Origin of the sequence: Halorubrum sp. T3 (assembly GCF_000296615.1) — an archaeon.
GTDB classification, from domain to species: domain Archaea; phylum Halobacteriota; class Halobacteria; order Halobacteriales; family Haloferacaceae; genus Halorubrum; species Halorubrum ruber.
On the sequence record NZ_JH815330.1, the window covers coordinates 794,283 to 809,077 of the forward strand.

Sequence of the window (14,795 nt, forward strand, 5' to 3'; positions counted from 1 at the left end):
GCGTCATCTCGTCACTCCATGCGGATCCGGTCGAGCGCGTCGGCGACGACGTCCGCGCCGTCGGTCCCGCCCGACTCGGTCCGGATGCGATGCGAGAGCACGGTCGGCGCCTCGGTCTGGACGTCGTCGGGGATCACGTATCCACGGCCGTCGAGCGCGGCGCGGGCCTGTGACGCGCGGATCAGCGCGAGGCTCCCGCGCGGGCTCGCCCCGAGCTTCGCGTTCCGCCGGGTGAACACCGCGAGGCGGGCCACGTACTCCCGGACCGCCTCGGAGGCCTCTATCTCGCCGACGATCCGCCGCGCGCGCCGGACGTCCGCGATCGTGGCCACGGGCTCGATCGCGTCGACCGGGTGGTCGCCGGCGAGCCGCCCGAGGATCGCTGCCTCCTCCTCCGCGTCCGGGTAGCCGAGCCGGATCTTCTTCGTGAAGCGGTCGACCTCCGCGACGGGGAGCTCGTACGTCTGTCCCGGCTCCACGTCGTTCTGGGTCGCGATCACGCAGAACGGGTCCGGCAGGTCGCGGGTCGTCCCGTCGGTGGTCACCTGGTTCTCTTCCATCGCCTCCAACAGCGCCGACTGCGTCTTCGGCGGGGCACGGTTGATCTCGTCGCCGAGGACGACGTTCGCGAACACCGGCCCGGGCTGGAAGTCGAACTCGTCGGTGCGGCGGTTGAACACGTTGACGCCGGTGACGTCGGAGGGCAGGAGGTCGGGCGTGAACTGGACGCGCTTGAACGAGCCGTCGATCGAGCGCGCGACCGACTTCGCGAGCGTCGTCTTCCCGACGCCGGGCACGTCCTCGACGAGGAGGTGGCCGCGCGCCAGCACAGTGACGAGGACGTGTTCGACCGCCTCGCGCTTGCCCACGATCACGTCCTCGACCTCCTCGACGATGCGGTCCGCGAGCGCGGCGACGTCGGCGGGGGTCTCGGGCTCGACCGCCGCGGCGGTGCCGGCCGTCGTCCCCGCCCCCTCGCGGCCGGTCGATTCCGCCTCGGCGTCCGCCGACTCCGCTGGACCGGCCCCCGCCGGTCCCGACTCTCCGGGGGCCGTCATGTTCGGTCGGCCTCGTCCGGGTCGGGCTCCCGTCCGGAGACGACCGTGCGAATGCTCCCCGTGATCATTGATATACCCCGGGTAAGGCGAGCAACGGCATATGCGTTCCGCCGGCGGCGGTCCGCTCGTCGCGGCCGATCTCGGCGTTTCGGGTCCTCGGCGCTTCGGTGTCTCGACGTTTCACCCCGTCGGCGGCGACCCCGCGAACTCCCCGCGGCGCGCGACTACCGTTCCCTGACGTTCCGCCCGACCGGATCGCCGAACGACGCGGCCCCGGTCGCCGGGTCGCGCTCGTAGACGACCTCGCCGCGGACGAGCGTGACCTCGGGGAAGACGCCGCGGAGCCCCTCGAAGGGGGTCCACGCGGGGGCGCTGTGGAGCGCAGCGGCCTCGATCTCCCGCGGGTCCGCGGTGTCGACGAGGACGAGGTCGGCGTCGCGTCCCTCGGCGACCCGTCCCTTCCGGTCGAGACCGAATATCTCGGCGGGGTTGGCGGCGACCACGTCGCGGACGCGTTCGAGAGACAGCTCGCCCTTTCGGGCCGATTCGAGCAGCAGCGGGTACAGCGTCTCGACGCCGGGCACGCCGCTGGGCGCGTCGACGAGCCCCGCGCGCTTCTCTTCGACCGTGTGCGGCGCGTGGTCGGTCGCGACGACGTCGACGGCGCCCTCGGCGAGCCGGGCGAACAGCGCCTCGCGCCGCTCCTCGGAGCGGAGCGGCGGGTTCATGCGACCGAACGTCCCGAGCGACCGCGCCCGCTCGCGAGAGAGATAGAGGTGATGCGGCGTCACCTCGCAGGTTGCGTCCGTCCCGTCTTCGCGGGCGTCCGTCACCGCGTCGACCGCCTCCGGCGTCGAGGTGTGCGCGACGTGGACCCGCGCGTCGCGGTCGCCGGCCGCCGCGAGCGCGCGCTCGACCGCGGCGATCTCCGCGTCGGCCGTCCTATAGACGGACCACGCGTCGGCGGTCGCGGCCGTGCCGACGCCGCCGAGGTCGCCGTCGAGCGCGGACTCGTCGAACAGCGTCGCGTCCTCCGCGTGGACGGTGACCGGCACGTCGCGGGCGGCCGCCTCGTCGAGCACGTCCGCGAACAGGTCGGCGTCGATCCCCATGTCGCCGGTCGAGTCCGCGAGGAACACCTCGCCGAGGGCGAACAGCGGGCGGTCGAAGAGGCTCTCGGGGTCCCACTCCGCCGTGACGCCGCCGTTGATCCCGTAGTCGACGAGCGAGTCGGCCGCGAGCGCCGCCTTCTCGTCGAACGCCGCACCGTCGACGGTGGGCGGCGAGGTGTTCGGCTGGTCGACGACGGTCGTGACCCCGCCCGCCGCGGCGCTCCGTGAGCCCGAACTCCACGTCTCCTTGTGGCTCCCGCCGGGCTCGCGGAAGTGGACGTGGACGTCGACCGCGCCCGGTAGGAGGTGTCTCCCGCGCGCTTCGAGGACGCGCTCGCCGGCGTCGGCGCCGAGCCCCTCGGCGACCGCGGCGATCCGTCCGTCGTCGCCGATCCGCACGTCTCGAACCCGGCCGTCGGCCAGCGTCGCGCCCGTGATGAGCATCGTTGTCGGCCGGTCGCGGCGCGCGGGATAAACGCTGGTGGTTCCGGTCGGTCTCCCTGGCCCCCCTCCGAGCCGAGAGGCCGTCACCGCAAGAGGTTTGCCGGTTCCGACGGGTCTCCCGCCCATGGCCCTCCTCTCTCTCGCCCCCGCGACCGTCGACGTCGCAGTCGGATGGCTGTGGACGGTCGCGCTGCTCCTCTTCCCCGGGATCGTCGCCGCCGGACTGTGCGCACCGTTCCTCGCCGCCGAGCGCCTTCGGGCGCTGTTCGACGCGCTCCCGCCGGCCGGACGCGTCTTGCCCTCGTATCTCGGGGTGTGCGTCGGGCTCTCGGTCCCGTACGTCGTCGGCGTCGTCTTCACCGTCGCGCGCGCCGCCGAGGCGGGGCCCGCTTGGAGTTCCGGATTCCTGCTCACGGCGCTGCTCGGCGCGGTCTTCGTCGCCTTCGTCGCGCCGGCGGTCGCCATGCTCGCCTTGCCACGGCTCGGCGTCGACTGGGACCCGACGGGGTACGGCTACTCGACGTGGTTCCTCCTCGTCGGCGCCGGACTGTGGTACGCGCTCGTCGCCGCGGTCCCGCTCGTCGCGCTCGCAATCGGGATGGCGCTGCCGGGCGGGTACTGACCATTCAGTCACCGATCGTCGATTTATAAATGGACGAGGCGGTCGGCGCGTGCCTCCGAGCGCCCCCTGGGCGCGAGGAGTACGCGCGAGGGACGCCGCGAGCGCAGCGAGCGGCGAGGCTGGGGAGGCGTGAGGTGCGGTCGCGGTGCGGGCCGGGACTCAAAGGGGCAGTCGCGAGGCCGGCGCAGGCGACGTAAGCACCGCAGGAGCGAGTGAAACGAGCGACGAGGAGCGCAACGAGCGTGCGCCGGCCTCGCGACTGGGGCTTTGGGGGTGTTCGCCGGCGATCTGCTGATACCTATTTATAAATGAACGGCTGGAGATTTGGGGGTGTTCGCCGGCGATCTGCTGACATCTGTTTATAAATGAACGGCTGGTGCTTTATGGGAGTTCACTGGCGATCTACTGGTACGTATTTATAAGCGAGCGGCTGGGGCTTTGACAGTCTTCGCCGCCGATTCCCGAGTGCTAACTAATAGGAGACGCTGTGAGACGTTAGCGACGCTCCGATACGGTTTTGGGTCGCCCCGCGGAACTCTCGTCAAATGCTGTCTCGACAGTTCGTCCGGGAGAACCCCGAGGTCGTCCGCGAGGCGCTCGCGAACAAGGGCGTCGACGTGGACCTCGACCGGATTCTCGACGTCGACGAGGAGTGGCGGGAGCTGAAACAGCGCGGCGACGACCTCCGACACGAGCGCAACGAGGTCTCCTCGAAGATCGGCGACCTGAAACAGGCCGGAGAGGAGGAAGCAGCTCAGGAGGCCATCGAGCGCTCGCAGGAGCTCAAGTCGGAACTCCAAGAGGTCGAGGAGCGCGCCGACGAACTGGAGGCGGAACTGGAGGAATCCTTACTCGAACTCCCCCAGATCCCGCAGGACTCGGTCCCCGTGGGCGAAGACGAGTCGGAGAACGTCGAGCGCCGCCGCGAGGGGTTCGACGAGCTCCGCGACCTTCCGGCCGACGTGGAGCCGCACTACGACCTCGGCGAGGATCTCGAAATTCTCGACTTCGAGCGCGGAGCGAAGGTCGCCGGCGGCGGGTTCTACGTCGCGAAGGGCGACGGCGCCCGGCTAGAACACGCGCTGATCCAGTTCATGCTCGACGTCCACCGCGAGCAGGGGTACGAGGACGTGTTCCCGCCGATCCCGGTCAACTCCGCGTCGATGCGAGGGACCGGGCAGCTGCCGAAGTTCACCGAGGACGCCTACCGCGTCGAGGGGTCGAACGAGGACGAGTACGACGACGACGACCTCTGGCTGCTCCCGACCGCGGAGGTACCCGTCACGAACCTCCACCGCGACGAGATCCTGCTCGGCGAGGACCTGCCCCTAAAGTACCAGGCGTACACGCCGAACTTCCGGCAGGAGGCGGGCGAACACGGCACGGAGACGCGCGGCATCGTCCGCGTCCACCAGTTCAACAAGGTGGAGATGGTGAACTTCGTCCGGCCCGAGGAGAGCGACGAGCGCTTCGAGGGGCTCGTCGACGAGGCCGAGGAGGTGCTCCGGCGCCTGGAGCTCCCCTACCGCATCTTAGAGATGTGTACCGGCGACCTCGGGTTCACGCAGGCGAAGAAGTACGATATTGAGGTGTGGGCGCCCGCCGACGACATGGACGAGGGGCCCGAACAGGGCGGCCGCTGGCTCGAGGTCTCCTCCGTCTCCAACTTCGAGGATTTCCAGGCGCGCCGCGCGGGGATCCGCTACCGCGAGGAGCACCACGAGTCCGCGGAGTACCTCCACACGCTCAACGGCTCGGGGCTCGCGGTGCCGCGGATCGTCGTCGCAATCTTAGAGTACTACCAGAACGACGACGGCACCGTCACTGTCCCCGAGGCGCTGCGCCCGTACATGGGCGGCACGGAGGTCATCGAGGGCCACGACGCGGTCGGCGAGACGAAGCTGGGCGGGGAGTAGGCGGCGCGAGCGCCGTCGAAACCGGCCGGAGCGTCCCCACTCGGATCGAGGCCGACGCCGGCGGGCCGTTCGTGCGCGGATCGGGGCTGAATATCTTATACGCGAGGCGCGAACGGGACGTATGGAACGCGCCGCCACCGGCGAGGAAAGCTCGGGGCGACCGACCGCGGACCGCGTCCTCGTCACCGGCGCGACCGGCACCGTCGGCGAGCCCCTCGTCCGGAAACTCACGGACGGGGACGCGTCGGTCCGGCTCGCGACTCGGAACCCGGACGACGCACGCGAACAGTTCGGTGAGGGGCTGGAGTACGTCGAGTTCGACCTCGGTCGCCCCGAGACGTGGGGGTCTGCGCTCGCGGACGTCGACCGACTCTTCCTCCTGTACCCGCCGGGGAGCGCGGTGAGCGACATCACCGAGTTCGCGGACGCCGCTGACAGGGTAGGCGTCGAGCACGTCGCCTTCCTGTCGATCCTCGGCGCGGGGAAGCTCCCGATCCTTCCGCATCGCCGGATCGAGACGCACCTCGCGGGGACGGACCTCGCGTGCACCTTCCTCCGCGCCTCGTGGTTCGCCCAGAACCTGAGCGAGATCCACCGCGCGGAGATCGTCGACCGCAACGAGATATACGTCCCGGCGGGGGACGGCGTCCTGAGTTTCACCGACGCGCGGGACGTGGCCGCGGTGGCCGCGACCGTCCTCACCGACCCCGGACACCGGAACCGGGCGTACGACCTTACCGGCCCGGCCGCGCTCGACTTTCACGAGGTCGCCGGGGTGTTCTCGGACGTGCTCGACAGGCCGATCGAGTACGCCGACCCGTCCCGGCTGACGTTCGCGCGGCAGATGTATCGACGCGGGTTCTCTCCGGGATTCGTCGTGTTCATGGTCGCGGAGTATTCGGTCGTTCGACTAGGATTCTCCGGACGGACGACCGACGACATCGAGACGCTGCTGGGGCGACCGCCGAGAACGGTCCGCGAGTTCGTCGCGGACTACGCCGACGAGTTCCGCGCGTAGCGCGGGCCGGGGTGACGGTCCACCGAATCCGACGCGCGGTCGGCGAGTCTCATTCGAACAGCTCGCGCGTGTACCGGTGGATCGGTGCCTCAAGCCAGTCCCGCTGCTCTGCGATCGTCTCGAACGCCGCCCGTGCCTCGTCTTCGCTGAGCGCGTCGCGTTTGACCAACGCGCGGAGCACGATCGGCGACAGCGCGACCCGAGCGTCGACCGCCGCCCGCAGCTCCGGGAGCGCCCTGTAGTCGTCGGTGATCAGGAATTCTGCGCCCGTCTCGCGGGCGATGGCGACGCAGCTCGCCTCGCCCTCGTCGATTCGGCTCGTGATGATCCCCTCGCTCTCGTCGACGACGGAGCGCACGTCGATATCCTCGATCAGTTCCAATGCCCGGCCGGCGGCGTCACCGTGTCTGTCGTCGTACTCGGCGGTCTCTCGGAGCTCGCCGAGAACGGTCTCCGTGGTGACGACCTCGAACTCGCGGACCACGACGCCGAGGACCTCGCCGACCGCGAGCGAGACGAACGCGCTCGTGTCTGCGACCAGCATTCACAGGTCCGCGAGGTCGTCGGCGAGCGTCTCGCCGTCGTCGAGGAGTTCCTTCGAGGCGCGGACCGCCTCCGCATCCTGCCGTCCGACGATTTCGGCGAGCGTATCGAATCCGACGGTGCCGTCGAGGTACAGTTCGACGACCGCCTCGCGGAACTCCTCGTCGTCTTCTATCTCGGCTAAGTACCGCCGGAGGGCCTCGATGAGTATCTCCGTCCGGTCCTTGTGCGTCACCTCCGCGGCGACGTCCGCTTGCTCCACCAGCTCCTCGGGGAGCCGGAAGTTGACGCGCTTCGTGCTCATGTACACACGTTGTATGTACGCAGTAAAAATCGTGTCGCCGCTACCGACCGGCTGCCCCGACCGCCGCTACTGGTTCTCTAGAGCGTCGAGGATGCACGCCGCGGCGACGACCGCCTCCTTCGGCACGTCGCTCGCGTCGTCGACGGTGACCGTGTAGGCGTCGCGCATCGAGAACTGTCCCTCGATGTCGCCGACGTGGCCGCCGTCCGCGTCGAATATCTCGTACTTGTTCGGGATCAGGTTCGCGGCCCCGACGAGGTGGCGGAGCCCCGAGAGCAGCTTGTTCTTCGATTCGATCGTCGCCAGCGCCTCGCCCGTGTCGGGGTCGCGGATCGTCCAGTTCTCGACGAACAGCGAGTAGTCCTCGTCCAAGACGACGACCTCCTCGCCGGTGCCCGCGTCGACGATGGCGTAGTTGCCGCCGACGTCGATAATGCCGCCCGCCTTCACCGAGAAGGCGTCCTCGTCGTCGCCGGTGACGAACGGGAACTCCTCTTTCAGCTTGAACATCTTCTGTTTCCCGCGGAGGACCACGTTTCCGGCGCTGTCGCGGACGGTGTACTTGTTCCGGACCAGCGACTGTTTGACCTCGTAGCGGTCGTCGCTGAGGTCGACGGTCGAGATGTCGTACTCGTCCGACTCGGACGGGAACATGGAGGGATCGTCCATGGGTTGCGAAGGGCGTCACCGCCGGAAAAAGCTCCCGCTCTCTGACGGCGCTCGCGCCCGGACGCGGTGGCTCAAGCGATCGTCGTAGCCTCCGGCACCCCTTTTGAACGGCGAGCGGTCGTCCCGGGTATGTCTCGGTTCGCACTCGTCGCGGTCGCTTGCCTCGTCGTCCTCGCCGGCTGCCTGTCCGCCGGCTCGCCCGCCTGTCCCGCGATCGGACCGGACGGCGAGCGGGTCGACGACCCGGTGTGTCCGGACGAACGGGCGGGCGGGCTCTCGCTGTCCCTCGAACGAGACGCCGAGACCGTCCGCGTCACCGCCACGAACGTCGGGGACGGAACGGTGCCGGTCAACCCGGACCAATGGGTCGTCTTCCGGAACGCCGCGGAGCGGGGAGCGGACGCCCCCGAGTGGGAGACGGCCGCGAACGCCCCGGCGGGCACCCACAACCTGACCGTGCGGGAGCTGCCCCCGGGCGAGACGGAGACGTGGGAGGTCCGCTACGACCCGACCGCGCCGGACGCGTCGGACCGCCGCGACGCGGTGCTCGACCGACCGGGCGAGTACGTCTTCTCGCTCGGGGCGGACGGTCGGACCTACGTCGTCTCCTTCCGGATAGCGGAGGCGTGAACGACGGCGTCAGCCGGCCGATGGCGGGCCGATTCATCTCCGCTCGGCGGCGTCTCAGGGCCGGCTTCGCGCTATACCGCCCACGCGAACGCTTCGTCGTCGTCGGCGCCGGCGGCGCCTCCCGCTTCAGGTCGGCCCCTCGCTCTCCCGCTGTCGGTGGTGACGCCGGAGGACGCCGACCTTGTTCGCGACCGTCGCCGCCAACTCCCGGAACGCCGCCGCGGTGTCGCCGTCGTCACCGAACACGATCGGCTCGCCGTCGTCGGCCCCCGCGCGGACGGCCGGGTCCAGCGGCAGCGATCCGAGGTACGGGACGTCGACCGCGTCGGCCAGCGTCCGGCCGCCGTCCTCGCCGAAGATCTCGTGCGTGTCCCCGCAGCTGGGGCAGACGAACCCGCTCATGTTCTCGACGACGCCCAACACGTTGGTCCGGTACTCCCCGAACATCTGGACGCCCCGGCGGGTGTCTCCCACCGCGACGGACTGGGGGGTCGTGACGACGACCGTCCCAGTGACGGGGAGATTTTGAAGCACCGTCAGTTGGACGTCGCCGGTCCCCGGCGGCAGATCGACGACGAGGTAGTCGAGCGACCCCCACGACACGTCGTCGAAGAGGTCGGTGAGCGTGTTCTGTGCGACCGGGCCGCGCCAGACGACCGGGTCGTCCTCGTCGATCAGCAGGCCGACGCTCATCAGTTCGAGCCCGTGCGCGGTCGGCGGCTCGATCCGCTCCTCGCCGTCGACGGTCGCCACGTCCGGCTCGGCGTCGGCGCCGAGCATCTGCGGGACGTTCGGGCCGTACACGTCGGCGTCGAACAGCCCGACGTTCGCCCCGCGGTCCGCGAGGCCGGCGGCGAGGTTGACGGCGACGGTGCTCTTCCCGACGCCGCCCTTCCCGGAGGCGACGGCGATCACGTTCTTGACGCCCGGCAGGACCGACGACTCGGCGGCGTCGAACAGCGGCACGTTCGCCGAGAGCTCGACGTCGATCCCCGCGTCGGCGGCGACCTCGCGGACGCGGTCCGCGATGGCGGCCTCGTCCGGCGCGTGGGGCGCACCGAGCGCGAGCTCGACGGCGGCGGTCCCGTCGTCGACGGTCACGTCGGTGACGAGGCCGGCGCTGACGATGTCCGTCCCGAGCGCCGGGTCGTCGACGGCGCGGAGGCGATCACGGAAGTCTGCGTCTGAGATGGTGGTAGTTGTCATCGGTGGTGTGGTTACGGTGGCGTGGTTACGCGGTCATGTTCTCGGACGGCTGCGCGTCGGCGTCGACGACTTCTCGCGCGTCCCACGCGGTGAACGTCCGCGCGAGCCGGGCGATCGCGGCGAAGACGCCCTCCGCGGTGTCGCGGCTCGCGACGGCCTCCTCGAACCGGTCGATCCAGCCCAGCCGCGAGAGCGTCCGGGCCTGGAGTTCGCGGACCGCGTCGAGGTCCGACTCGGTTCCGTCGCCGTCGCGGAGCGCCGCCTCCCGCTCGCAGAGGGCGCGCATGAACTCGAAGCAGGCGGCGACGTGATCGGGGATGTCGTCGCCCCGCTCGGGCGAGAACCCGCCGACGGCGTACAGTTCAGCCATGTCGGCGGCCGGGTCTCCGAGCAGCTCGCCGGCCTCCCCGGCGGTGTGGTACCGCGAGTCAGACTCGAACTCCTCGCTCGGGTCGACCGCGTGGGCGGACGCGAACGGCGGGACGTAGTGGCTCCCGGGCACGACGAACAGGTTGTCGTACCCGATCTTCAGCGCGTCCGCGTCGTACTCGTCGCCGCGCAGGGGCGCCGTCTCGATGTCGATCGGGAACGCCTCGGCGACGGCGGCGAAGGCTCCCTCGTCGATCGCGGCCGCGGTCGTCTCGGCCTCGCCGTCGAAGGTCGCCGCCAGCAGCCCGTACAGCCGCGCGCGGGCCGTTGCGGTCGCCGTCTCGTCGAAGTCCTCGTGAGCGGTTTCGGACATGCTGATCACCGCCGCTCCACGTCGACGAAGGCGTCGTACTGCGCGTTGCTCCCGCCGACCAGGTCCGAGAGACCGGTGTCGCCGAGTCGCGCGTCTAACGGCTGGACGTGGTTGATCGCGAAGCCGGCGTCGCGGCCCTTCGCGTACCCGGCCTCCTCGCTCATCGGCTCGTCGAACTGGTAGTCGCTGTGGCCGTCGGCCTCGACCGCCGGCCGCGTCTCGCCGTCAACTGTCTGGGCCGTCGCCCCGTCGCCGGTCCGACCCCAGCCCCACATCGCCCCGACGACGCCCGGCCGGATGCCGCTCGTGACCATCGCGACCCCGTCGACGGTCTCGCGACCGGCGTCGATAGCGATCTCGTCGCCGTTCTCGATGCCCCGCTCCTCGGCGTCTCGGGGGTTGATCCACAGCGGGTTCTCGGGGCGCGTCTCGCGGAGCCACGGGCTGTTCTGGGTGCGGTGCATGCCCTGCGTCCGCGGCTTCCAGTTGATCAGCCGGAGCGGGCGCTCCCGGTCATCGTCGCCGCTCACCGCGGCCTGGACGGTGCCGTCGTAGTGTTCGACGTCGTCGACCCGCGGCAGCGGGTCGAAGCGTTCGCCGGTGAAGGAGTGTTTCCCGTTCGGGACGACCTCGCTGTAGAAGTCGACGCGGGACTCGAGCTTGTACCGCATGTGCTCGCCGTCGTAGGCGTTCGAGTCGTCCGCGCGCTCGGCGTAGTCGTAGTCGTGACCGTGCTCGGCGAACGCCTCGTCGTACCCCTCGGTCGGCTCCTCGAAGCGGCCGCCCCGGTTCAACACGGTGACGACCTTCGGCCACTCCTCGTCGGTGACCGCAGCCTTCCAGCGGTCGAGGTCGAACGCCTCGCCGAGGCCGTTCTCGTGGCTCTCGCGGAACACCCGCCGCTCGTCCTCGCTCGCGTCCGCGACCGGGTCGCGGCTGTAGGCGATGTTGGCGGCGAGCTTCAGGTAGAAGTCCTCGGCCCGTTCGAGGGGCCACAGGTCTCCGTCGGCGTCGGGGACGGCGTCCTCGCCGACTCCCGGGAGGTCGAGCTCCGACCACAGCTCGACGAGGACGTCCTCGAACGGACGCGCGTTCGGGACGACCGACACCGCCGGCTGGCTGATCTTCTCGTCGGCCAGCCGCTTGTTCGGGTACGTCCCGAAGTTCTCCCACCGTTCGAGGTAGGTCGGCTCCGGCAGGATGTAGTCGGCGTACTGGCTCGTCTCGCCGATGACCGTGTCCGAGGCGACGATCAGCGGGATCGTGTCGGTGTCCTTCAGTATCGCCGGGATCTCGTCGCCGCCGGCGACCGCCATCACGTGGTTGTTCGAGTACGGCCGGATGAACAGCGCCTCGACGCCGTACGGGTACTCGTCGGCGGCGCTGCCGTAGAGCTCCTGGGTCGCCTGCGGCGGCGCGACGGGGAACCACGGCCGCTTCGCCGGGTAGCCGTCGTCGCGGTCGAAAAGCGAGGTGTCCTCGTAGTTGACGCCGCCGCGGAGCAGGGGGATCCCCCACGGCGAGTGGCCGTCCGGGACCGAACCGAGCTCGTACCGGCCCGACATGGTGTCGTAGCCGGCGTACGGCGTGATCTGGCCGCCCTTCCAGTCGTAGTTCCCGATGAGGTGCTGGAGGGTGGCGATCGCCCGCGTGTTGTAGAAGCCGTTGGTGTGCTTCGCCGGCCCGCGGTAGGCCATGATCGCCGCCCGCTTGCCGTGGCTGGTGAACTCGTCGGCGATCTCGGCGATCTGCTCGGCCGGTACGCCGGCCATCTCGGCGTACTCCTCGACGGTGTGTTCGAAGACGCGCTCGCGGTACTGGCTCCAGACGCTCCGGACCGCCGTCCCGTCGATTGTCACGTCGACGTCGAGGACCGCCGTGTCGACCTCGCTCGCGGGGCGCGGCTCGCCCGTCGCCGCGTCGACGGCGACGAAGTCGTCGGCGGCCTCGTCGTCCTCGTCGACGAGTCCTAGGTCGGCGGCGTGCGCCTTCGGCCCCGCCGGCTCGTCGACGAGGACGAGGTGTGTCGCGTCGCTCCACGTCGGCTCGTCGTCGTCGCTCGCGGCCGACCGCGAGGGGTTCTGGAGGTACGTCAGGTCGTGGCGGTCGTTCTCGATGATCCACCGCGCCATCCCGAGCGCGAGCGCCCCGTCCGCGCCGGGTTCGACGGGCACCCACGTGTCGGCCTTCTCGGCCGTCTTCGACAGGCGCGGGTCGACGACGTCCATCCGCATCCCGTCCTCGATGGCGTTCGTCAGCTTCGGCGCGAGCCACGTCGGGCCCTTGTTGGCGACCATCGGGTTGGTCCCCCACGCGATGAGGTACTCGCAGTTCTCGACGTCCGGGTACTGCCGCTTCTTCTGGGCGGCGTGCGACCGAACGTTGCCCATCACGCTCGAGACGCCGCAGGTCCCCGCGTGGTGGATGCTGTTGATCGACCCGAGCCCCTGATGCCAGAGCCGGTTGCGGATGAAGTTCCGCCGGAACCCGCCGACGTCGACGATCTGGTTGGACTTCGGGCCGAGGTCGGGGTGGTCGGTGTCGATGAGGTCGTCCGCGTACTTCTCGTCGAACGCTGACTTGGACAGCTCGCCGCTCTGAACGGCCTCCCAGTCGCTCATCACCGCCTCCTGCGGGGCGTACCCCCAGATGTCTTCGAGCCCGGGGTGGCCGAGCTCGTCGTCGCCCTCGACGATGTCCCGGATCGCCTCGTCCCATGAGACGGTCTTCCACTCGCCCGAGCCCCGCGGGCCGACCCGCTTCATCGGCTGCCGGACGCGGTAGCTGTCGAAGGCCGTCTGGATGCCCGCCTGTCCCTTCAGGCAGATCCGGCCGCCCGAAAGCGACCAGCGGTCGGTGTCGACGTCGCCGCTCCCATCGACGTCGCCCATCGCCACGTCCTCCGGGTCGCTGTCGTAGGGGACCTGCGAGAACGGTTGCGTGGTGAGGAACGAGTACGGGTTTCCGGCGAGCTTCCGGACGAGCGAGCTGTACTCGCCGGTGCCGCTCCCGTCCGCGAGCCTGACCTTGATCGGACAGAACGTGTTACACTGGCCGCAGGTTGTGTGTATCACGTCGCTCGCGCCGTACTCGCCGTACTCGTCGCCGACGTAGTGGTGTTCGTCGTCGGTCCACAGGTCGTCGACGTCCACGTCGACCGCGGCGTTGCTCGCCGCCGCGATAACTCCGATACTCCCGGCCGCCTTGACGAAGTCGCGACGCGAAACCCCCGCGCCGCCCTCGCCCGAATCGTCGGAACTCATTCGTGGTCACCTCCGGAAAGCGGGGTCAACGGAAGCGTCTCCGCGCCCAGCGTGTACAACAGCAGCCCGACGCCGATCATGCCGACGCTCGTTCCCCACTCGACGAGGGTCGGGAAGTACGACCCGTGAGGGAGCCCCTCCATCACGGGCATGACCTGCGCCGGAACGACGATGTTGAACCGCACCGCGACGATTCCGACGACGACGCTCAGCCCGGCCAGAACCATCACCGAGGGCGAGCGCCGCCATGACCGCTTGCTCAGCAACACCATGGGGAACACCCAGCTGAAGCCGACCATGAACCACCAGAACGACCACGACATCGGGCCGTACATGATCACCTGCCAGGTCTCGATCTCGTGGGGGTGGAGGCTGGCGATCGCGATGAACGTCTCGATGGCGGTCAGCGCGGCGTCGATGACGATGAAGCCGATCACGAGCTGTGCGAGTCGATCCAGCAGGTCCGGGTCGACCGACTCGCCGTCGAACAGCCGGGTCCGAAGCACGTAGATCAGCATCACCAAGGCGGTCCCGCTGAGCAGCGCCGAGACGACGAATATCACCGGGAACAGTCCGCTGTTCCAGTACGGACGGGCCTTCGAGACGGCGAACAGCACGCCGGTGCCGCCGTGGACCATGAAGATCGCCAGCGGGATCCCGACGACGCCGGCCCGCTTGAGCCAGCGTCGGTCGAACGCCTGCGACGCCTCGCTCGTGTCGAGCCGGCCGAGCGCGAGCGCGGCGTAGAACCGCCTTTTGAGCCCCGACGTGCGCTCGGCGACCCGCGCGAGGTCGATCCGCATCGAGAAGTACAGCTCCGTGATCAAGATCCCGATGTAGGCCACGTAGGCGTGGACCTCCCACGAGAGCGCCGAGGTCAGCTGGCGCCAGAGGAACGGGAAGTACATCCGGTCCATCCGCCCGAGGTCGATCCAGACGAACAGCAGCGCCACCGCCATGCTGATGACGGCCGCGAACAGCGCGTCGCGGTCGATCCGGTGCATCCCCTCGACCTCGAAGACGTTGGCCATCGTGCTCACGAGGAAGGCGCCGGCCGAGAGGCCGACGAAGTAGATGTAGAACGCGACCCACGCGCCCCACGGGACGATGCTCGTGAGGTTCGTGCTCGCCATCCCCTCCGTGAGCCGGAAGTACGTCGCGTACGCGCCGACGGCGACGAGGACGCCGATGACCGCGTACCAGGCGACGCGCAGCCGGTCGTCCTCGAACCCCGGGTCGAACTCGACGTGTGGACTCTGTGTCGCCAT

13 protein-coding genes are annotated in these 14,795 nt (G+C 69.8%); 4 read left to right on the forward strand and 9 right to left on the reverse strand.

What is annotated here, in order from left to right; all coding sequences use genetic code 11:
* Nucleotides 1-11 precede the first annotated feature (11 nt).
* Both B378_RS0113080 and B378_RS0113090 read right to left on the reverse strand, forming a co-directional pair.
* Nucleotides 12-1,058, reverse strand: coding sequence for a MoxR family ATPase (locus B378_RS0113080; protein WP_017344221.1), 1,047 nt, complete (start codon nt 1,056-1,058; stop codon nt 12-14).
* Nucleotides 1,059-1,282: 224 nt separating this feature from the next.
* Nucleotides 1,283-2,614, reverse strand: coding sequence for a dihydroorotase (locus B378_RS0113090; protein ID WP_017344223.1), 1,332 nt, complete (start codon nt 2,612-2,614; stop codon nt 1,283-1,285).
* A 124-nt stretch (nt 2,615-2,738) separates the two neighbouring features.
* Between B378_RS0113090 and B378_RS0113095 the strand changes: the two genes are divergently transcribed.
* The 3 genes from B378_RS0113095 (at nt 2,739) to B378_RS0113105 (ending at nt 6,170) form a co-directional block, all read left to right on the forward strand.
* Nucleotides 2,739-3,236, forward strand: coding sequence for a hypothetical protein (locus B378_RS0113095; protein ID WP_017344224.1), 498 nt, complete (start codon nt 2,739-2,741; stop codon nt 3,234-3,236).
* A 545-nt stretch (nt 3,237-3,781) separates the two neighbouring features.
* A complete protein-coding gene (serS, locus tag B378_RS0113100; protein WP_017344225.1) occupies nt 3,782-5,152 on the forward strand; it encodes a serine--tRNA ligase in 1,371 nt (456 codons plus the stop codon).
* Nucleotides 5,153-5,273: 121 nt separating this feature from the next.
* A complete protein-coding gene (locus tag B378_RS0113105) occupies nt 5,274-6,170 on the forward strand; it encodes an NmrA family NAD(P)-binding protein (RefSeq protein WP_017344226.1) in 897 nt (298 codons plus the stop codon).
* 49 nt (nt 6,171-6,219) lie between these two features.
* Here the strand turns inward: B378_RS0113105 and B378_RS0113110 are convergent, their stop codons facing one another.
* The 3 genes from B378_RS0113110 to B378_RS0113120 all read right to left on the reverse strand — a co-directional run bounded on the left by B378_RS0113110 (nt 6,220) and on the right by B378_RS0113120 (nt 7,686).
* Entirely contained in the window at nt 6,220-6,714 is a 495-nt protein-coding gene (locus B378_RS0113110) for a hypothetical protein (protein ID WP_017344227.1), read from the reverse strand.
* Nucleotides 6,715-7,017, reverse strand: a complete 303-nt coding sequence (locus B378_RS0113115; protein WP_017344228.1) for a ribbon-helix-helix protein, CopG family — start codon at nt 7,015-7,017, stop codon at nt 6,715-6,717.
* 66 nt (nt 7,018-7,083) lie between these two features.
* Nucleotides 7,084-7,686 carry a hypothetical protein gene (locus B378_RS0113120; protein ID WP_017344229.1) on the reverse strand — a complete coding sequence of 201 codons (603 nt, stop codon included), beginning with the start codon at nt 7,684-7,686 and terminating at the stop codon, nt 7,084-7,086.
* A 129-nt stretch (nt 7,687-7,815) separates the two neighbouring features.
* Between B378_RS0113120 and B378_RS0113125 the strand changes: the two genes are divergently transcribed.
* Nucleotides 7,816-8,316, forward strand: a complete 501-nt coding sequence (locus B378_RS0113125; RefSeq protein WP_017344230.1) for a hypothetical protein — start codon at nt 7,816-7,818, stop codon at nt 8,314-8,316.
* A gap of 126 nt (nt 8,317-8,442) precedes the next feature.
* Here the strand turns inward: B378_RS0113125 and B378_RS0113130 are convergent, their stop codons facing one another.
* From B378_RS0113130 to nrfD, 4 genes are read right to left on the reverse strand one after another with little or no spacing between them, the layout of a single operon-like run.
* Nucleotides 8,443-9,522 (reverse strand): Mrp/NBP35 family ATP-binding protein, encoded by a 1,080-nt coding sequence (locus tag B378_RS0113130; RefSeq protein ID WP_017344231.1) that lies wholly within the window; start codon nt 9,520-9,522, stop codon nt 8,443-8,445.
* A 25-nt stretch (nt 9,523-9,547) separates the two neighbouring features.
* Nucleotides 9,548-10,264 carry a molecular chaperone gene (locus B378_RS0113135; RefSeq protein WP_017344232.1) on the reverse strand — a complete coding sequence of 239 codons (717 nt, stop codon included), beginning with the start codon at nt 10,262-10,264 and terminating at the stop codon, nt 9,548-9,550.
* A gap of 5 nt (nt 10,265-10,269) precedes the next feature.
* Nucleotides 10,270-13,527 (reverse strand): molybdopterin-dependent oxidoreductase, encoded by a 3,258-nt coding sequence (locus B378_RS0113140; protein ID WP_017344233.1) that lies wholly within the window; start codon nt 13,525-13,527, stop codon nt 10,270-10,272.
* A complete protein-coding gene (nrfD, locus tag B378_RS0113145) occupies nt 13,524-14,795 on the reverse strand; it encodes an NrfD/PsrC family molybdoenzyme membrane anchor subunit (protein ID WP_017344234.1) in 1,272 nt (423 codons plus the stop codon). The genes B378_RS0113140 and nrfD overlap by 4 nt, the downstream gene beginning before the upstream one ends.